Origin of the sequence: Paenibacillus terrae HPL-003 (assembly GCF_000235585.1) — a bacterium.
Taxonomy (GTDB): Bacteria; Bacillota; Bacilli; order Paenibacillales; family Paenibacillaceae; genus Paenibacillus; species Paenibacillus terrae_B.
This window is the reverse complement of the sequence record NC_016641.1, coordinates 5,938,187-5,958,073: the sequence shown is the minus strand read 5'-3', so window position 1 is coordinate 5,958,073 and position 19,887 is coordinate 5,938,187. Positions and strand designations below refer to the sequence as shown.

The following is a 19,887-nucleotide window of genomic DNA, read 5'->3' as shown; positions in this document are numbered from 1 at the left end:
GTTATCCTGTCGGAGCTTGAATATGATCCGTGTACACGGAGGTATTGGGCTTGATCGCTTTGTACCGCAGCTCGATTTCAGTAACACCGTCCTCGAACGTAATGTACAGCTTGTCGCTGTACTCCAGCACCGCTTTTTTATTGCGGGCAATTCTGACTTTCCCGTGCTGCAAGGCGCAGCGTGTATCATGTTTGACTACAAGAGTCCCTTTTTTACCCGCGGAAAAGATGATCCGCTCCGCTTCTGGCAGAGGTTCGTGAACGTCAAGCGTACGGAACAGCTCCTGCAAGCTGACCTTCCGGCCCGGAAAGGAGGTGAGCGGCCAAGATTTTACCGGAATCTCCTGTCCACTTGCTGTCGCAAGGAAATATCCTTCGATTCTTCCTGCAAACTGCGGTTTTGGCCGCAAGAACCAGTACAGAAGCGCCGCCACTACGATACTGACCGCTACCGTCCATTTGATGGCTGTATACCGGGACTGTACGGAAACGGTCAGCGTAGCGCTGCTGGATGCTCCTTCCGAATCGGTAGCGGTAATTTTCAACTCAGAGTCGCCCGTGTGAAGCCCGGATAACAGCAGATCTGTGCCGTTAATCTCAGCATTAGCCGCATCCCCGGAGGCTCCTGAGTCCAGCTTATAGGTGAGCTTGTCATGATTCGGATCAGCAAAAAATTCGCTTAAACTCCGGCGGGCATCCCCGTCTTCCTTCACCAGACGAATCGTCAGGTCCTTTAAAGCCTGGGGTGCAGCATTCACTGCATGGACGGTATGGACCGCTCCTTTACGATACCATTGCGGGCTGTCCAAAGACAGCTGCCAAGTATAATCCGCCGTTAGTGGGAACGCGTATTCGGCCTGGAAAAATCCCGACTTGTAGGTCATAGGTACCTTTTTGCTTGTACCGCCCTTTACGGGTGTAACCATGATATTGGCTTGAAGCGATTTATATACGGCTTCGTCTGTAAGCCTTTGACCATCCGGCAGCAACAACTGAGCTTTGAACGGTATGGCTTGCCCTTTAGGTAGCTGCACGGGTTTGTTTCCATTGGTTGGTGTTTCCTTATTTCCTGTCATGGAGGCTTCGGCTTCCAGTCGATAGCTGCCAAGCAAATTGATTTTGACCAAATCTCCGCGTATGCCTCTCAGTTTCAGCTTGACTTTGCCTGCCTGTGGATGCTCAATTTTTAAAATTGCATATCGGCTCGATTTGTACCTGCGGACATTTTCTGAATTGGAATAGAGCTGTGTTTCCTGAAGAGGATGCTCCGACAAAAGTACCAAATTGGCTTCTTCCATACTAGAGTCTGGTATATCCACCGTTAATTCCTGCATTTCGCCAGTGGTCGTAATCGCCGCGACTGGAACGAGCTTGGAACGAATTTGGCTGGCGAAAATACGGTTTAAAATTTCCGGCAGATCCTCGGCGCTGCTCGTTATAAAAGAAGCTCCCCCCGTTTGCGAAGCGATTCGTTCCAGTTCCTGACGGTTCACCGTGCCGTCATGATTCAGACCAATCGTATACACTGGGTAACCTTTAGTCTGTGCAGACTTAATGACGGAGGATACGTCATTACTTGAGTCTCCTTTGGATCGGGAACCGGAAGAGGCTCCAAAATCAGTCTCTCCATCGGATAACAGGATCATAAAAGGCTGACGTCCTTTGGAAGTCCCTGCGGCAAGCAGTTCCGAGCCTTTACGCAATCCAAGTCCCAAATCTGTATAACCGGAACGGTTCAGCGTTCTGATTTCCTGCTGAATTTGGGATTTTTGCGCTGCTACTGCAATAGAAGTCAGCGACTTCGAGGCGACTACATGATGGTTGTAAGCGACGAATCCGACGCGTGTACGGTCTGCATCACTCAAATCCATGAACATATTGATGACTTCGGCCGCAATGCCTTCGGGATCGGTGTCCCTCATGGAGTAACTGGTATCCAATACAAAAACGGCATCATAACCCTCGACCGGATCGGCTCCCAAAGATGCTGCATTCGCCTGATTTACAGTCCAAATGACCCCATTTGAGCCGATTTGAAAAAATAGTACAAAAGTCATGAAAACAATAATTCCTAATTTCCTCATTCTGAACATAAGCCCCTCCATCGACGAGGCCAATGCGGGCGCGCCCACTCTCCTAATCCTTGGGATATAAGGGATAAAGGATCAAAACAGCTGTTAACCCTCACATTAGCCATGAATTTGATACTTTTACGCTTATCAGAAATATCCAATGGACTTCTATCGGTAAATGAGTTCCATTTGTGAATAATTCCCTGAAGAAACAGGTCTAACATATCATAAAAATTACGTATTTACGCATAAAATGAGTCAAATTGCCCTGTTTCAATCTTGGACTACAGAAATTGACAAAACTAACGGATGCTTTGTATGATAGCTCTCGTATAAGCGGCAAAAACTGGGATAACAGTAGGATCACGGAATAACAGAAACGCAATTTTCTTTGTTACCTGAACAAAACATCTCCGTTTGTTAATTTTGCCATTAAAAGTTAAATGAATGCTTCGGACTGATTTTCGAGGTTACATGCCTGTGCTGCGTATGCAGTATGAGCCGAATCCTTTGGCCAATTTGAATGTTATGTAGGGGGGAGGAGGCAAAAGAACTAAGCGTGGAAACCCAGCTGCTCTAAATTGGACATCCCGTGTCCGTGTATAGGGCTTTCGGTGTATATCCATACTTTATTCGTTTGCCGACAGCGATGGAAATCATTTATCAAACAAACCGGACAATGCTTTTTGAAGAAATCAATCCGGAAAAGCTGGACCTGATCACAATTGTAGGTGATGTGAAGGGTATTGACAGCTTGAGTGATGAGAAAATCAAGGAAATTAACCAGCACCTTCTGGTGCGCAGCTTCGACGAATTTTTGGATAAATTTTCGCCGACCGTGTACTCATTTTTTAACGCGGCTAATCAAAAAGTGGTCTACACCCTCAAAAAACCGGAGGGGATTGATGAGGACAGTATTTCTGAAATTCGCGTGAATCAAAGTAACGATTTTCTGAAAATGTTGTTTACACTCATTGATACCAAGCGCAGTCAAGGAATCACAAATGTGGATTTTAAGTTTGAAAATCTGCTGGATATGATTTCTCCGAAAAAGGTTATGGACGATATTCGCCAAGTCCGCAAAGAAATTCACTATATGTACGGTGAATACGACAAGCTGGATGACGGTGATCCGAAGAAACTCGACATGGGCGACAAGCTGAATGGTATGTTCGAGGAAGCGAGCCAGAACTACAACAACGTTATGGCAATGCTGCCACTGGCGATTGAGGATATCAAAACCCGCCTTCTGCTCGGTGGCGCCCAGGAGGAAAACTCCGGTGAGCTGATCCAGGTGGGTATGCTCTCCATTGGGGAAAGCGGCGAGCTGAAAATCATTGAAGCACCGAAGAGTGACAGCACCGAGCTGATGCTACTGGATGAGAACAGCACAGGCGATCTGTCACAGGTGTTCGAGGAAGATTACAACTCTATTACGGATACGCCTTCCGACTATGTGAAGGATTTGGTGGTTCGCACGTTTGTGCCGCTGCCAGCTGTTCAGACCAAGGTCGATACAGCGGTTGAGGTTCAGAACTACAACACGTATCTGGAGTTCTATAAAAATGCCAAGGATGATTTCGTAAAGGCGGTTAAGCCGCTTGTGGAAAAAATCCTCGGTGTCAAAATGTTCTTCGATCAATATGCAACGAAGAGCAAAGGTATGTTGCCAACCATGCTGGTGGCAAATAACAAGCTGGATATGCTGGTGAAAAGCAGCAACATCCCGCGACTGGAAACGTATCTGAACACCGTGAATGCCAAGAATGAATTCAGCGATACGATCTGGTTCGGTATTGTTCCATCGGTCGAGCTGGAAGCAGCCGGTAAGGTGAAGGTTTCACGTGAACGCTTCAAGGGCAACGAGAAGGTCGTTAAGCAGGGCGGAAATTCTATGGAATCGCTCTCGATGCTGCTGCAAGTCGTGAAGGATTATAAAATTCAAATGTTCTTTAATTTTGAATCCGGTGAAGAAACGACTTTCAACAGTATGGCGACAGCAGGCATCGATAAATATGTCGATAAATGCGCCAGTCTTGTTCGCAGAGAATACAGCGAATTTGCAATTCCTTGCGTACCGAACTTCACGATTATTCCGAAGGACAAATCGGGTGTCATTATCGACAGCAAAATGCTACAGACCGAAAGCGGTGTGCAGCTCTCCAAGGAGAAAGAGGATATTCTCAAGCTGTGGATCGAAGGCGTTTATGTGGGTGCAGCCTACGTTGCCGCTGGTTTGGTCGCTTCTTATCAGTGTCCTGAGTACCTGCGTGAGACATTCAAAACGGTCAACAAAAACTTCCCTGGCGTACGCTTCGACATCGAAGCGGGAGACAACAGTCTGCGCACGGTGACGACGATGGCCAAGGAAATCACCGGGTTCACTAACACAATCAAGGATGCCATCAACCGTAAAAACTTCGGCTTTGTATTCTCGTCCGAGAATGCTCAGATTCAGGATAAGGATATCCGCCGGATTACCGTTTACAAGGCGAGAAGCATGGCGATGTCCGAGGACGGCTTTGACTCCATCTACAAGACGCTGGTCAGCACGTACATTGAACGTATTTTGCGCTACCAGACAGGAGACTTCAAACACGAAAACATCATCCGCTTCTTCAGTAACAATCCGAGCAGCCAAAAGAGCAAGTGGCTGGGCAGCAGAGGATCTGTTAACTCGATCATTCAGGACGGAGACGATATGAGCTTCATTATTGATGAGAAAAGCAATATGTGTCATATCGATCTGGTCTTCAACGGCAATGTGAAGAACCTGGAAGTCATGATTACTAAAGGAACCAGCTCGGTCAAATCATGATCCGAGCGCTACGAAAGATGTTAGAGGCGTTTCTATCCAGAACCGCCTTTATACATAAATTGCGGAGAAGCCCTGCTTCTCCCGCCATCATATTACCTAATTTCAAGGAGGCAACACACATGGGATTCAGACTTAAAGTTGAAGGACAAGAAACAATCGAGCTGGGCTTGGATAACATCCAAACGGTTATTTATGACACCGATACACCAGACGACTCCAATGCACGCTCCACTGATGTAGGCTCTACACTGCGCATCAGCGGTAAAATTATCACAGCCGTAGACGGCGACAGCGCGGATGACACGCTGAAACTGGCTTTGTGGTCCCTGGTTCCTGCTGAAAAAGCAGACAGCTACCGTAAAGTAACACTGGAAGTTATCGCAGCTGACCAAGTTGTGCGTAAAATCCACTTCCCGAACGCATTCGTTGTAGATTACAACGAGCACTTCGGTGACACAGAAGGTGTAGGTGCATTTACACTCTACATCAAACAAAAGAAAGACAAAACCGAGCTTGCTACGATCGACGGCGGATATCCGGTTTAAGCTTGACGTCTTGACGTTAAGCGCAGCTTGAACACACACTCACCCCGCATTCAAGTGCAGGGTGGATCAATATTAAGAGGCCTTCGGGTCTCTTAATATTTGTTTTTTTCGGAGAGGGGAACATCACACAATGACCAACTATTATGAGCTGCTCGGTGTCAGCCGGGATGCTTCGGAGACAGAGATTAAGCAGGCTTACCGCAAACTGGCCAAAAAGTATCATCCGGATACCAACCAGGGAAGCGAGGAAGCAACGCGCAAGTTCAAGCTGATTCACGAGGCTTACAATACCTTGCGTGACGAAGCATTGCGGCAGGCATACGATGCCGAGCTCATCCGAAAAACAGAGGGAGCTGGCGGACCGCAGCAAGAGAGAGGAAGAGGGTCAGCATCTTCCGGCGGTGCGCGCACCGCAGCCAAAGGATTTAATCCGGCTGATATAGGAACTGATTTTGAGCAATTTTTCGGTTTTCATCCGAAAACGAAGGAAGGGTCGCCGGGGAAAAAAACGAAAAAATCCGGTGATCCGACGGATACCTCAGCGATGTTTAACCAGTTTTTCGGTATTCGTAAAAAGTGATGATTTTAGGATAGAAACGGGGGAAGCAAGCAGTGAAAACGGCGCAGAACAGATGGGTTTTCATCATAGATGTTACCATGTTCGGGCTGATGCTGGCGATCGCCTATTATATGTTTAGTCGTACAGGCTACAGCGGTTTGAAAACCGTGGTCGTGATAGGTATCGGAATCGGCGTGCTTGTATACATACTGCGTAATCTGGTGTCGGTTGAACGTGTGGCGAAGCCAAAGACACAGACACAGCGCAATCGGATTGCCAAGCTGATCCTGATGGATGAAGAGGGCGAGTCCATTAAAGAATGGTATATCGAAGGCGAAACGTCGCTCCTAATTGGCAAAACAACGGGCCGTTCCGAGGCGGATATTGATTTGGCAGGCACAGATTACGCATCTCTAGTAAGTGTGGAGCATGCGGTGCTCAATCGGGTGAACAGTGACTGGTTTGTGGAGGATGTGGATTCTGGTAATGGTACGGGGTTGCGGCCTGCGAACGAAAGTGTGACCAGGAAGCTGGAAAGCGGTGAGCCGTACCGAATTTACTCAGGTGATTTATTATATATTGCCAATACGAGGCTGCTCGTTAAATAGCTGAAAAGACAATCATGACAATGGGGGAAGGAACCGATTATGAGTTTGACAAGATGCCCGAACGGACACATGTTCAGTACACGAAAGCACGGAAATACGTGTCCTTATTGTAATACGGTGGTAAATGTAGCCGCACCCAAAAGTGTTGAACCAACGGCAAAAACAAACGGTGCGGGAGACGATGACAGAACGATGCCGTATTTGGGCGAGACTGTGGGGATTCACCCGGTAACCGGGTGGCTGGTATGCATCGAAGGAGCGCAGGTGGGTCAGGACTACCGCATTATGGCCGAGAAAAACTTTATTGGACGCGCCGAGGAAATGCATGTCCGTATTATTGGGGACAACACGATTTCCCGCAGAAATCATGCGGTCATTGTGTATGATCCGAAGAAGCGTAATTTCTATTTGCTGCCGGGGGATTCGTCAGGCTTGGCATACCACAATAACGAGGCGGTATATTCACCAGCGGAACTGGCTGCTTATGACGTGATTCAACTGGGACATAGCAAATTTATCTTTATCCCGCTGTGCGGTGCCCATTTTGAGTGGGACAACGAAAACTAGAACGGAAGTGGGCATGGTGCAGGGAGGTAACGAAATGCAGCCTTATTTTGTTGTATGCGGAGCTGCGGTACTATTCGCTGTTCTTCTCATGATCCGCATGCGGCTGACGCGAAGTTCCGGCAGCCGTACCGTGAGTGGAATTGAGATCGGAAATGGTCAAACGATCGGGAGCCGAAGCGAGCAGGATGATTATTTTGCAAGTATGACGACACCTGTCGGCACGCTGGCAGTTGTCGCAGATGGCATCAGCGGACTGGCTAATGGGCGCATGTCCAGTACGTTAGCGGTGACGACCTTTACGAAGGCGTTCGCCAAGCTGGAGGATGCGTCGAACCTGAACGGTTATTTTGCAGAAGCGGCAACTCAGAGCAACCGCGGTATTTTGCAAAATTTGAATGGGCAGGGCGGGGGAACGACGCTGGCGGCGGTCATTATTTGTGGCTATCAGTTGTACTACGGAGCAGTGGGGGATAGCCTGATTATGATCTACCGCAATGGTCATTTTCAGAATGTTAATTCCAAGCATACGGCGGAAACCTTGCTGGAGGAACGCGTGCTGGCTGGGCAAATGACCTCGGAAGAGGCCAAAACGAGTCCGGTTCGTAATCAATTGGTCAATTATTTGGGCTATGAGGGCTTTGAGAGCATGGAGCTTGGTGCGGCACCGATTCGCCTGTACGCAGGCGATCATGTGCTGTTGTGCAGCGATGGCATTCAGGAGGCACTGACTGAGATTGAGCTGGAAGAGATCATGCGCAAAGGTGGAACACCACAGGAAATGTCGGAAGCAATGATTGATACGATTAATGATAAAGGCTTTAAAAGTCAGGATAATGCGACAGTGGTTATGTTGGCGATAGGATGAAACAAGAAAGACGGGGGTAGCGATGCGCAAGGACAACAGCGATTTTAGTACCGCCTTTGTGTCGGAAGCGGGCTCTTACATAGACAACCGGGACTATTTTGCATTCATGGAGACGGACGACATGGCCTGTTATGTCCTCGCAGACGGTCTGGATTCGGATCAGGAGCTGCGCAGCGCAGAAATGGTTGTCAAAACGGTACTGGAAAACTTCATGGAGAAGCCTTCCATGTCCAAGCGGCGCCTGATGAGAGACTTGCGCGAAGCGCAGGAATGGCTGCAATTCGAAAGCCGCCGTGTGCGGCTCAAGGCCAGTCTGCTCATGGTGGTGACCAACTATAACAAAATGGTATACGTTTCGTGCGGTAATGTGAGGCTGTATCATTTCCGCAATGGACGGCTTAATTTTCGCAGTAAGGATCATAGCTTGGCTCAGTCATTGGCGGATGACGGACGTATTCCCGACGAAGCGACCAGCACGCATGAGGAACGGGGCAATCTGCTGGAATACCTGGGAAATCCGAATGGAGTTCATGCCCATTATGCCAAAAAGACGCAGCTTGCAGATGGAGATGTAATGCTGCTTGCCACATCAGGGATGTGGGAAGATGTTGAACTGGCGGAAATGCTGGGTGCGCTGGAGGAAGCCAAGGACCCGGTCATGCTGACGGATACGCTGGAAGAGGTTCTGCTGAGCAAGCAGCGCCGGGCGGTGAACAATTATACGGCTGCCGCCATCTATGTGAACAAAATTTTTCAGGAAAAGCCTAAGAACCGCCGCAAGCTGATCAAACGGATTTTGATTGCGTTGCTCGCCTTTGTAATTGTAGGCGGAGGAGCGTGGATTACCCTGGCCCGTATGGCTGCGAACAAGGCGGCTGCGTTGGAAACGATGGTCGAATCGGCCCAGGCTGCGGATGATTATGCCAGGGCAGGAGATTATGCGAAGGCGCTCAAGTCCTACAGTGAAGCGAAAAACGCGGCAGTTAAAATTAACGATAAGATTCACAAGCGACTGTATACGGCAGAGCAGAAAGTATCTCAACTCATGGTTGACGGAGACGGATATGTGGAAAAAGCAGACTTTGCCAAAGCCGAAGCGAGCTACGATAAAGCGAGGAAAAGTGCCGGTCTGTACCCGCCTTTCAATGTGAAGGATATTGAGAAAAAAATCGACCAGCTGGACAGCTATGCGGAGACGGCGAGCTGGATGAAGGACGGAGACTTAAAATTTCAGGGCGGCGATTACACGAGTGCGCTCAAGCTGTATACGAAAGCGAATAAAGCTGCGATGGAATCCGGTTATACGTCTGCACAAAAAGAGCTGGAGAAGAAGATTACCGAGACCAATGATAAAATGACTGCCATCCAGCAGCAGCTCAAGGAAATTCAGGCTGGCAAGCTTCAGGCCAGAGGGGATCGACTGATGAAGGACCTCGATTATGAAGGAGCCATCGACGCTTATAGCGGGGCGCAGGAGATCTATCAGGAAATCGGTAAGCTTGAAAGCGTACTGGCACTGGAGCGGAGTATTGCGAAGGCAGAGGAGAAGCAGAGCGCAGAGCAGCAGAAAAATGGCCAACTTGCTGCTGGATCAGGATTGTCGGACGGAGCGCTGAACGATACAGGCACAGGTGACCTGGCGGACGAAGCTGCGGCTTCGGTTGCTACGCCCGCTGCTACAACACCGCAAACCAAGGCTGCGACAACTACGGGTAATGCTGCGACAACGAGTTCAGGGGGTACAGCGGACGCGAAGAAGGAAGCTTCATCAGCTACAAAGAACGGCAGTACGAGTGATGGAAATGCTTCTTCGACGCAGGCAGCTGCCAACAAGGAGAAGGGAACTGCTGATTCCACCTCTAAAGAAGCAGGTACGTCTGATTCAGGCAGCAAGGATCAGGGGGCTGCGAACGGGAGTTGAGGTTTTCATGTTCAATGAATGCTGGAGCCGGAAAGGAGTGAGGCGTCGTGAAAGAACTGGTGCAGGACCGTTTGAGCAAGATGGACGATCTGGAGCAGAGACGTTTGCTGAAAAATATGATGGCGGGGGTGTTTATGAACCTCGTCGAATATCAGGAAGAAATGACCCGCCAGTTGGAACGGCGGGTATTTGAGGAAATTGAGAATACGGAAGAGAAGTTTGACGTGTACGTGTCATTGACATCACGTGAGGACTATGACCCGATTCATGAATTTTTATATCCGGTGTTGCCATCGGATACCAAGGACAAGGTGATGGATATCAGCCATGTGGCGGAGGTCGTTCGGGAAGGTGGAGAGATGCCACTATTTACTCTTTTTCTGGAGATGGAGACCGAGCAGATCACCGCGCTTATACGCAGCAAACGGGTTTTCGGGGGAACATTGGTAACGGAAACCGGAAGCTATCCGATTCGTTTTCGTCTGGAGCACAACCGTTCTTATATTTTAGAGATTGAAAAGTTGTATCTTATGTTCATGCAAAATGGTATGCCATGGAAAACGATTAATCACCCGTACGCTTATAAATTTGTCGATTGTGTACTGATTGGAGGAGAAGGTGAGCCTGCCGTCGATGAGGAAATTCACGAAATTACGATCTCTTTGGAGGAATTCGACATTTTTAAGAAGGCCGATGTTTTTCCGCTATGGAATATTGAACGCTTGCCCCTAAAGAACAGTGGTTTTCCAATACCCGCTATGGATCGTGTGAACTACGAGCATGTGCTGCCTTTGCGCAAAACAGGACCCGAGCATGGTTATCTGGTCGACGGAGCTGAAGACGATATTCGGTATATCAAACGCACGGAAGAGGAACTGACGATTGTCACGCCACGTGATAAGTCTGGCGAGTGGAACGTATTGAAGGTTACGAAGCCTGTCCCGACGCTGCTTAGTCGTCAGACCTATCCGGTGTTGTCCAATCGGCGGCAGGACAGCTTTTTGGGCCGGTATGCAGGTAAACAGGCTGTGATCGTCCGGGCCAAAGCGGAAATTACGCGCATTGTACATTCTTTTGAAGCTGCACAGGGATTGGAATTGGAGCGTGTGGACATTTGGGGAGGCACAGGCAGAAATGATGTGAGCAAGCTTTTATCCCAAACCCAGACGTATCCGTTAAATCCGTTTGTCAGTGACAACGTGCGGACGGAGGAAGGCAAGCAGATTATGCGATTGGGGTTCAGACACGGTTCTGCGGATGCTTCGCCAACATTTCCCGCTTATATTTTATCTGACTTGATGAGCTTTTTGGTGTCGGAAGTGCAGATGTATTTCCCGGAATACAAATGTGAAGGAGAATGGCTGTGAATTACGTCTGGGATTTGCTTATGCGGGCGAAGGAACAGGAGTTAGATGTGAATAGTTTTCGGTTTGTACCCGCTGTTAGCTACTCCCCGTATATGGAGCTGAGTCTGACCGAGCTGAATACATCCGAGTTGGAGCAGGTGGTGGAAATCAATCCGTACTACCGCTTTTATTCTATTTTTCGGGACTTATTTCCGCCGGATGCTGAAGAGTACCTGGAGCTGAGAGAATCGCTGTTCGATATTATGATACATTTTCTGGCTGAAACGGATTTGTATCAAGGGATGAATCGGCGGGAGTACCATATTCAGTTTGTTCAGCGTGACATCGGGAACGGCATTTTTGGCCCGAAGGTGAGGGAAAGCTTTGCACAGTTAAACCGTGAGGAGCAGGATGCGATTGCCGAAGGATTGCTGCGGCTGTATGAGACGGGGGAAGCTGTACATCTGCTAAAAGAAACGATGCGCCGCGTTTTTCACCGCTCGATCATTTACACCAATTGTGAAGAAAAAGACGAATTGCTCATCTATATCGGTCAGGAGGAAACGCAGCTGTCGCGGCTCAAAGCGGATTTAATTCTGGATCTGTTTCTTCCGGCGCGTTTTACGATTGAGCTGTACTGGACACGTCATTTCGGTATTTTGGAGGCAGACCCGACGATGAAAATAGACGCTATTGCCCTCTATTAAAGGTCAAATGGCTAAGAAAGGACATGTGAACGATGAACGGACCCTATACATACAAGTTGCTTGACCCGCTCACCGATCGAAAAGGCATTCGCTTTACGGCGAAATACACGCGGGCGGAACTAGAGCAAATGACGACCTTTCAGCTGCGCGGAATATGCGATAAGGAGCGTCTGGTCGAGGGCTTTGCTAATCGTCTGGCACGTGAGGAGCTGATCCGCGTGATTCTGCGGTTTCGGAGCGCAGAGGAGCATCTGCTCATTACACGGCCCAACTCCGGCGGCTTCGAGCGCATCGAATCGGCACTGCGGCGAAATTGGAATGATCGACGGCAGGAGAGCGGCGGTATCCGGGTTCCCGCCAAAATCACGCTGTATCAGGGTGTGCGGACAGGTCGAATGGACAATTACCGGATTGAATCCGACTTGCCTTGGCTGAACGCGTCTAATGTGCTGCTGGTGAATGCGGTGGGAGAACTGTGCGGTGTTTTGAATTTGGTGAAGGACGAGGGACGGACAGGCGTATATTATCTTTCACGACATCTCGATGCTGAACTGCGGGAGACGGCCAATCATAATTACAGTCTGCTGTTTCTGCGAAGACAGGAATCGGAGTATTTTTATAATCTCTACTATGGAGATAAACCCATGCTGCCATTGAAGCTTCAAGGCCAACGTATTCCGGTGGCAGAGCTGATCATTCGCGGTACTGAAACGACAGATGCGGTACTGGCAGTTGATTTTGGTACCTCGAACACAACGGCAGGCGCATATCTGGATAGTTCCTACGTTACTGCCCCGGATGCGGGCATGAGCAGTACAGTACGGCTGAATGCGATTAATTATGTGTCCTTCCCCGGCCCGGAGGGAGCGGAGGGGGATTGGATCGAAGTGTTGCCGACCGCCATTCGTGTTGCGGACTGCTCTAACCCGGAGCATATCGTATATGTATTCGGAGAGGAAGCACTGCGTGGAACGGATGTAGCGGGCAGCCGGGCGACGGTACTGCGGGGTATCAAGCGCTGGGTCAACGACTATAAGCGAACCGAGGAATTAATGGATTCCGAGGGGAACACGGCGACCGCTTCGCGGAGCGAAATTTTGGCGGCCTTTATCCGCTATGTGATTGCGACAGCCGAGCAGCAATTCAAGTGCCGGTTTCGTAACCTGCATTTTTCGGCACCCGTCAAGCTACAGCCGCAGTTTATCGAGATGTTCAGCGATATTTTACCGGATTACCGGATTGAAGCAGAGGACGCGCTGGATGAAGGGCTGGCTGTGTTGTACAACACACTGGCAGACCAGATGGAACGAGGAACGTTTGCGGACGGTGAGGAATATCAGGCTCTTGTCATTGATTGCGGTGGAGGTACAACGGATTTGTCATCGTGCCGATTCCGCATTGAGGATGGACGCATTGCCTATAAGCTTGATATTCACACCACCTATGAAAATGGGGATACCAATTTTGGCGGAAACAATCTGACGTATCGGATTATGCAGTTCATGAAAATTGTGTTTGCGGGCTATTATGCTGCTGAAACGCGATTGCCTGACACGGATATTGATGCCTTGATCGGCATTCCTTCAGGGGATTTGTACCGCCATGTGGATGAGTTTGGCGTAGATGCTGTGTACGCTGGACTGGAGGAACGATATCGAGAGGCGGAGGCCATCTTGCCTACAGCGTTCAAACAGTACGAGCATGCCACACGGGATGAATATCAGCGGGTGCTGAGCAATTTTCATCTGCTGTGGAGCGCGGCGGAAAACATGAAAAAGGAATTCTTTCTACGTACAGGCATACTGCGCAGCCGCTTCGAATCCGAGCAGGTATTTTCTGCCGAAAGTGACCTGAACATTGCGGTGATGGATCGTTGGCTGGTTTCAGTCATCGAAAATGGACGTTTTCGTGATGAATACGGATTGCCTGATGTGGTGTTCAATATCCGTGAAATACAGCAGCTTCTCAAGGCGGATATTTACAACATTGTCCGCAAGTTTCTGGATGATTTTTATCAGGAGGGGCGCTTGCAGGATTACTCAATTATCAAGCTGACCGGGCAGTCCTGCCGAATTGACGTATTTCGCGAGGCGCTCAAGGAATTTGTACCGGGGCGCAGCATTGAGTTCCGTCAGAAGGCGGAAGACCTGAGCCGGGTGCCCGAGTTGAAAATGGCCTGTCTGCGCGGAGCCATCCGTTATCTGAATGCCAAAAAAATGGGCACGATTGAACCTGTCATTACCAATCATATTCCGGCCATTCCGTATACTGTCAGCGCATGGACGCATACGGGGCGCGAGAAGGAACTGATTGCGAGTTTGGAGAGCAACCGCGTACGCGGCTCTATTTCCAGGCCGTCCCATGCGGCCGAGGTGGAATTTTTCCTGACGGCAAACGGCGGCAAGCTGCGTCAGCGCCATGTATACCGCAGCCGGCCAGAAGCTTTCGAGCCGATGCCGTATGAGGAAATCGCCGTGCTGTACGGGCGGGATATTCCGCAGGATGATACCGACTCTATCCGCAACGGCGAGACGAAATATTTTGTTTTTGCAGGCGACAGCCGTTGGGGCTTTTACGTGGTGCCGATTACCCGCCGGGATGAATTGCTGCATCTGGGGCCCAAACGCTTTTTTGCCTTCGAAAACGATCTTTCCGAGCTGGATTTCTTTGACGGTACGAAGTAAGAAAGGCCAACATTGACAGCACATAGCGCGATACGAAGACACTATGAAGTGCGAAACACCATGAAACACCGTGGAATAAAAATACAACATCTGGAGGATGAAGTATGTTATACGCAGGTTTTTGGAAACGGGTCTTGGCCCATATTATCGACAGTCTTATTTTATGGTTCGTATTTATGATTATCGGTTTGATTATGTTCGTGATCCAAGTAGTTGGAGACACGGGGCCTTCAACGGCGGAAGCATCCTTGATCACAGCCGGCGAGGCACCGATATTTACGGCGAGAATGATTATACAGATTTTATTGAATTTAGGTGCTGTATGGCTGTATTCCGCCATTATGGAATCGTCCAAATGTAGAGCAACGGTTGGCAAGCTGGCCCTCGGAATCGTCGTGGTAGACGAGCATAACCGGAAGCTCAGCTTTGGCCGTGCCAGCGCCCGCTACTGGAGTAAGTTAATTTCCTCCATCATTTTGATGATCGGTTTTATCATGACCGCTTTCACGGCCAAAAAGCAGGCCCTTCACGATCTGATCGCTCGTACCTACGTCGTGGATAAACGCGAGCTGAATCATATCCTGCGTGAGCAGGCCGAGCGGGGAGCCGGGATGTAAAGGTAGATTTTAAACAGGGGGAGCACGATGGATATCCGCAGATTTTTAGAAAAGAATTTTCGCCTATTTACTGGATTACTTGGAGTAAGTAAAGCTCAACCCACCGATGATGGAGTTACTGTTCCGCCTCCTGCGCCCGGTGTGAATCGGCTATCTGTTCCCCTAAATAAAGAAGAACAGTGAAAGGAGGGGAACCATGTTAACCCATATCGTTCCAAAGTTTGAAAAAGGCCGTATTCTTAAAACCGAGATGCTGGAAAATTTGCGAGATTACCCCCGCAGTTTTCTGGATATCCGGTATCAGGATTATTCGGATGGCATTATTACCGGGATGAACGTGATGGTTGGAGAGCACATGCTAACCATTGGAAGAGGGATCGTGAAGCATAAGGGCAGGCTATACCTGCAGGAACAGGAGCAAGAGGTTCCATATACAGCCACAGGTCGACTGTCGGTGTTGAAGCTGCTTTTTTTGGAACAAACCGATCGCCCGGACTTCACTGCTCATCATGCGGATATCGTGCTGGAGGATGAGGCCGAGATTGGTCTGGATGAGATGGAGCTGGGCAGGTTCAAGCTCAAAGATGGAGCAGTGCTTCGGTCGGACTATCAGGATTTTGCTGATATGGCTACCGAATTCAATACATGGAGCGATATCCATGCTCCCTTTGCGGGCTTGCAACAAAGTACATTGCGCCCGGAAACGATGCGGTATTTTGCATCCGAGCTGCTTAAAAGTGGCGCAACCGATCCGATGGATTGTATGTTTGCGCTCATGTGCCTGAACCTGGAAGCCGTGGACAGAGAATCTATCCAGCATTACATTGCAAACCGAAGCGGTTCGGAATACAGAGACTATTCCCAGGTACAGCTGCACAGACAGTTAGTTCTTATTCTGGAAGGGGCCGGACGGGGGAAACGCACAGCAGGTCGTTGGCAAGGTGGCGGAGCTGGACGGATGATTGTGGATTAGTCTGTATGCGAAGGAGGAAAAACCATGAAATATGAGGATGAAAAGATTTTGGATCGGCTCCATGAGATGGAGAAGCTGAGGATGCCTAAAAATATTTTGACAGGTCCCGTAATTATTGACGGTCAATCCTATGTGTTTGAAGAACGATTTTTCTTTAAGGATCGGCTAAAAATGCATGTCCCCTCTATGTTCACTCCAATGCCCAAGCATTTGCAAAAAATGAAGTATCCTCATGAGCAGCGTCCGGAAATCATTTTGACGAATGAATTGGGCAGTGTGGATGTTACCCTGAACCGGGTAGACCAGACACTGCAAGATGAATGGGTGGAACAACTCACCTCTGGTATGAAAGCAATGATGAAAAATATGAATCCTGCCCATGTATTTTATGAAGAAAAAGTAGAAGAGATCCACGGCAAGCAGATCGGCTATTTTGACTTTAAAAGCCCGGCTTTGGACCAGCCCATTTACCACAATATGTTCTACTTTGAGCTGGAAGGAAAGACGGTTATGGGAACATTTTGCTGTCCATATAAGCAGTATGCTGAATGGCGGGATATCGCCCTTCAAATGATTCATACCATTCAAACGGTTGACGAGGCAGAAAAGGAGGGATATGAATGAATAACCCCATTTATACCACGGCTGATGTTCAGGTGGCCCCTTATCAGTTTCAGCGTGTATTAAGTGTCCATCTCATTAAACAGTTAAACGAGCATGTGAGCTTCAGCATTCGTGGAATGGTTTCGGAGGACAAGCTGGATCAATACGTAGAAAAAGCGGATGAAGATGAGCATATTGAAGTGTTTTTAAAAAGTGAAGGGAAGCAGATCCGTCTCTTTCAGGGAATGGTCACGAATATTGCTGTAAAAGCTGTAAATGGAGTACGCGAGCTCACCATTGAGGCCAGCAGTAAGACCTTATTGATGGATATTCTCCCCAAACGCCGTTCCTTCCAAAAAACAGGTGAGTCTTATAACAACTTATTTTCGCATATTACAGATTCATATACAGATGCAGAAGTGGTTGATGAGGCTTCTCATGGCGCAGCGATCGGTGAATTATTGGTGCAATACAATGAAACGGACTGGGCTTTTGTGAAAAGAATTGCTTCTCGGCTGCATGCTGCTTTAATTCCAATTACGATGCAACAAGGACTGAAATATGTGATTGGTGTCCCCCATTCAAGTGCCCCTCAACCGCTGAACGAATATAACTATTCCATTAAAAAAGACTTGAAGGAGCACAAGCTCATGTCCCGCAATGGACTGCCGGAATATGGTGAGTCTAACAGCTTGAGCTATGAGGTTACCAGCAACAAAGTGCTAGAACTTGGTAGTTCCGTCATTTTTCATAAAAGAACTCTTTACATAGCTAAGGCGGAGACGACCACCGAAGGAAATCTGATCGTGAATCGTTACATTTTACGGGATGCACATGGGCTAAAATGCCCAACTCACTACGCCTATGATTTATCAGGTGCTTCTCTGTTTGGCAAGGTGATTGATATTTCCAAAGAAAAAGTGAAAATCAAGCTGGAAATTGATCAAGGCTCGACCGAATCCGGGGCTATGTGGTTTCCCTATTCTACTGTTTATTCTTCTCCCGATGGCAGCGGCTGGTATGTCATGCCAGAATCAGGAGATCAAATTCGTCTGTATTTTCCGGATGAACGGGAGCAGCATGCTTTTGCCGCCAGTTCTGTCGATCTTGCCTCCTCTGATCCCGTTAAAAGAAGTGACCCTGCGGTCAAAAGCATCAGTACCAAATACGGCAAACAGGTGGTTTTTAAGCCGGGTGCGGTGGAAATTATCAACAGCGGGCAAATGCTGATGCGCCTCACAGATGAAGGCGGTATTGAAATTAACAGTAACAAAAAAATAACCCTGTCTGCCCAGGAGGATATCCAAATCACAGGGGGAGCCAAAATTATTATGGAGGGGAAAGAAGGCGTAAGTTTTATTCAATCCGGAGCCAAGCTCGACATCATGGACGATGTGAGATTAACCGGGGGTAAGGTGAACATTGAATGAAGCTTATGGACCGGGATGCGGCGTTGCAGGACTTGCTGGAAAAGTACGTATTTACGGAATGGATACATGATCTGGCGCTGATTGAAAACAACTTTCTGACACAGCAGCAAGCTATTGAAGAGGAACTTATAATGGCTTTAGAGTCGCTATGCCAGCTCGCTACCGCTCAGCACGAGCAAGGTTGCAAGGGGGCTATTCGATATATTTATATCTCCTTGCTCAGAACCCGTGTTATGGAAAATAGAGCTGTTTATCGTATAGATGCCTATGATGAGAATTGGTTTCTGGATGAGGCTGAATGTGCTGTGGAGTGGTCAGCAGACTTTGTTTTCCAGCCTCTGTTCAATCGCATGGCTAAGCTGGAAAAGCTTAAGTCCGATTATGCCCGTAAGATTACGACGATGGATATTGAACAAATTCAACAAATTGAAGCGGTTAAATACCATCTGCTCACTGTTGAGTTTCTGAAAAGTCAGATGCCAGCCTTTGTCGCTTCCCCCTCGCTAGAAAGGATGCCTAAAGCTGATACATGCACAGTTTTTGCCGGAGAGTATCGAGATGATAGCGAGATATTGTGCCGTTTTACAAGTAAAGGGGAAGTCGGGGAGCGAGAGGGGGAATCTTCATGGATTATTTCCTCTTAAAGCAGGATGTGCGGTATACCAACGTTCCTATGCTGAAAAAGGTGATGGAAACGATTGATCCGTGGAAGTTGTATGATTTACAGCCGGAGGATATTGTCAAGCCATTGATGTTCCATGTGAAGGCAGATGCAGAAAGTACTTTTGTTGATTATATAGAAGGTCCCATTTCTCTCATTTCAGATTCTTTAAAGCGTCTTTTCCAGGCCTATGTGCCGGAGCTGCCTTTGAAATTAACGATACTTACTCAGATCGAACAGAAGATACAGAAGAATTACTATATTCCTTTTGTGGAGCGGCTTACTGCTGTACACCCAGAAAGCGAATGGAATTTGGATCAAAGTGTGCTTAAAAAGCTGGTATTACAGGCAGACGCTATTCGGGGCCACAAAATATTTAGAATTCAGGAGAGTACCGCCCCGATGATCATCGTCCGTTTGGACGTGGCGGAAAGTATATTGCGACGTGATTATACCGGGATCACTTTGGAACAGGTCCGGGTGCAATAGGGAGGGAAAGAGAACATGCCAGACGATGAGTATTATGTCGTACGGGGGGCCTGTATGCGTTGCACTTGCGGCAGCCATCCTCGAAAGATCAATTTGCCGAACAGTCACGGGGCTTTTGTTAATGGCAAACCGATGATGAATGAAGGAGATTATTCTCCTGAAAATGTTCCTCATTTTGGAATTTGCAATAGTCCGGAACAGCCGAGTGCCGAAACCGTTTATCTGATCGCCGAAGATGGCTCTACGATTTCTGGAAAGCCATGCCTGCCGATGCTGACGGACAAGTGGAAAAACACAAAAGAACATACGAAGGTGGAAGGCCAGCCAGCCTTGACGACCTCTTCATTTCAGACTTGTTTATATCATGGATTTATCGAATTTCATACGAATGGCCAGCAGGAGGAGTAGCTGGAAGGGAGGTTT

Annotated in this window: 19 protein-coding genes; 18 read left to right on the top strand and 1 reads right to left on the bottom strand. The window is 48.4% G+C overall.

Translation table 11 applies throughout. The annotated features are described in order from the left end of the window. Position 1: 1 nt before the first annotated feature. Positions 2-2,092, bottom strand: coding sequence for a VWA domain-containing protein (locus tag HPL003_RS26435; RefSeq protein WP_238533425.1), 2,091 nt, complete (start codon positions 2,090-2,092; stop codon positions 2-4). Between the two features lie 628 nt (positions 2,093-2,720). Between HPL003_RS26435 and HPL003_RS26430 the strand changes: the two genes are divergently transcribed. From HPL003_RS26430 to HPL003_RS26350, 18 genes are all read left to right on the top strand, one after another. Then, positions 2,721-4,889 carry a hypothetical protein gene (locus HPL003_RS26430; RefSeq protein ID WP_043922959.1) on the top strand — a complete coding sequence of 723 codons (2,169 nt, stop codon included), beginning with the start codon at positions 2,721-2,723 and terminating at the stop codon, positions 4,887-4,889. A gap of 119 nt (positions 4,890-5,008) precedes the next feature. Continuing rightward, a complete protein-coding gene (locus HPL003_RS26425) occupies positions 5,009-5,434 on the top strand; it encodes a hypothetical protein (RefSeq protein WP_013311475.1) in 426 nt (141 codons plus the stop codon). 130 nt (positions 5,435-5,564) lie between these two features. Beyond that, complete coding sequence (locus tag HPL003_RS26420; protein ID WP_014282884.1) at positions 5,565-6,014, top strand: J domain-containing protein; 450 nt, start codon at positions 5,565-5,567, stop codon at positions 6,012-6,014. Between the two features lie 32 nt (positions 6,015-6,046). Next, complete coding sequence (locus tag HPL003_RS26415) at positions 6,047-6,601, top strand: FHA domain-containing protein (protein ID WP_014282883.1); 555 nt, start codon at positions 6,047-6,049, stop codon at positions 6,599-6,601. 39 nt (positions 6,602-6,640) lie between these two features. After that, positions 6,641-7,168, top strand: a complete 528-nt coding sequence (locus HPL003_RS26410) for an FHA domain-containing protein (RefSeq protein ID WP_014282882.1) — start codon at positions 6,641-6,643, stop codon at positions 7,166-7,168. 34 nt (positions 7,169-7,202) lie between these two features. Continuing rightward, positions 7,203-8,033 carry a PP2C family protein-serine/threonine phosphatase gene (locus tag HPL003_RS26405; protein WP_014282881.1) on the top strand — a complete coding sequence of 277 codons (831 nt, stop codon included), beginning with the start codon at positions 7,203-7,205 and terminating at the stop codon, positions 8,031-8,033. A 22-nt stretch (positions 8,034-8,055) separates the two neighbouring features. Next, complete coding sequence (locus HPL003_RS26400) at positions 8,056-9,954, top strand: PP2C family protein-serine/threonine phosphatase (RefSeq protein ID WP_014282880.1); 1,899 nt, start codon at positions 8,056-8,058, stop codon at positions 9,952-9,954. A gap of 47 nt (positions 9,955-10,001) precedes the next feature. Next, positions 10,002-11,321, top strand: a complete 1,320-nt coding sequence (locus HPL003_RS26395) for a hypothetical protein (RefSeq protein WP_014282879.1) — start codon at positions 10,002-10,004, stop codon at positions 11,319-11,321. Further along, positions 11,318-12,007: a hypothetical protein gene (locus HPL003_RS26390; RefSeq protein WP_014282878.1), complete on the top strand. Its 690-nt coding sequence runs from the start codon at positions 11,318-11,320 to the stop codon at positions 12,005-12,007. The genes HPL003_RS26395 and HPL003_RS26390 overlap by 4 nt, the downstream gene beginning before the upstream one ends. Before the next feature lie 32 nt (positions 12,008-12,039). Beyond that, entirely contained in the window at positions 12,040-14,691 is a 2,652-nt protein-coding gene (locus tag HPL003_RS26385; RefSeq protein WP_014282877.1) for an Hsp70 family protein, read from the top strand. A 104-nt stretch (positions 14,692-14,795) separates the two neighbouring features. Then, on the top strand, positions 14,796-15,308 hold the full coding sequence (locus tag HPL003_RS26380; protein WP_014282876.1) for an RDD family protein: 513 nt from the start codon (positions 14,796-14,798) through the stop codon (positions 15,306-15,308). 27 nt (positions 15,309-15,335) lie between these two features. Then, positions 15,336-15,491, top strand: coding sequence for a hypothetical protein (locus tag HPL003_RS28800; RefSeq protein ID WP_014282875.1), 156 nt, complete (start codon positions 15,336-15,338; stop codon positions 15,489-15,491). Between the two features lie 13 nt (positions 15,492-15,504). Continuing rightward, positions 15,505-16,281, top strand: coding sequence for a hypothetical protein (locus HPL003_RS26375; RefSeq protein ID WP_014282874.1), 777 nt, complete (start codon positions 15,505-15,507; stop codon positions 16,279-16,281). 24 nt (positions 16,282-16,305) lie between these two features. Continuing rightward, entirely contained in the window at positions 16,306-16,905 is a 600-nt protein-coding gene (locus HPL003_RS26370) for a hypothetical protein (protein WP_014282873.1), read from the top strand. Beyond that, complete coding sequence (locus HPL003_RS26365) at positions 16,902-18,314, top strand: phage baseplate assembly protein V (protein ID WP_014282872.1); 1,413 nt, start codon at positions 16,902-16,904, stop codon at positions 18,312-18,314. The genes HPL003_RS26370 and HPL003_RS26365 overlap by 4 nt, the downstream gene beginning before the upstream one ends. Next, positions 18,311-18,958 (top strand): hypothetical protein, encoded by a 648-nt coding sequence (locus HPL003_RS26360; RefSeq protein ID WP_014282871.1) that lies wholly within the window; start codon positions 18,311-18,313, stop codon positions 18,956-18,958. Before HPL003_RS26365 ends, HPL003_RS26360 begins: the two co-directional genes overlap by 4 nt. Next, entirely contained in the window at positions 18,940-19,464 is a 525-nt protein-coding gene (locus HPL003_RS26355; RefSeq protein WP_014282870.1) for a hypothetical protein, read from the top strand. Before HPL003_RS26360 ends, HPL003_RS26355 begins: the two co-directional genes overlap by 19 nt. A 15-nt stretch (positions 19,465-19,479) precedes the next feature. Next, positions 19,480-19,872 carry a DUF4280 domain-containing protein gene (locus HPL003_RS26350; RefSeq protein ID WP_014282869.1) on the top strand — a complete coding sequence of 131 codons (393 nt, stop codon included), beginning with the start codon at positions 19,480-19,482 and terminating at the stop codon, positions 19,870-19,872. Positions 19,873-19,887: the final 15 nt, after the last annotated feature.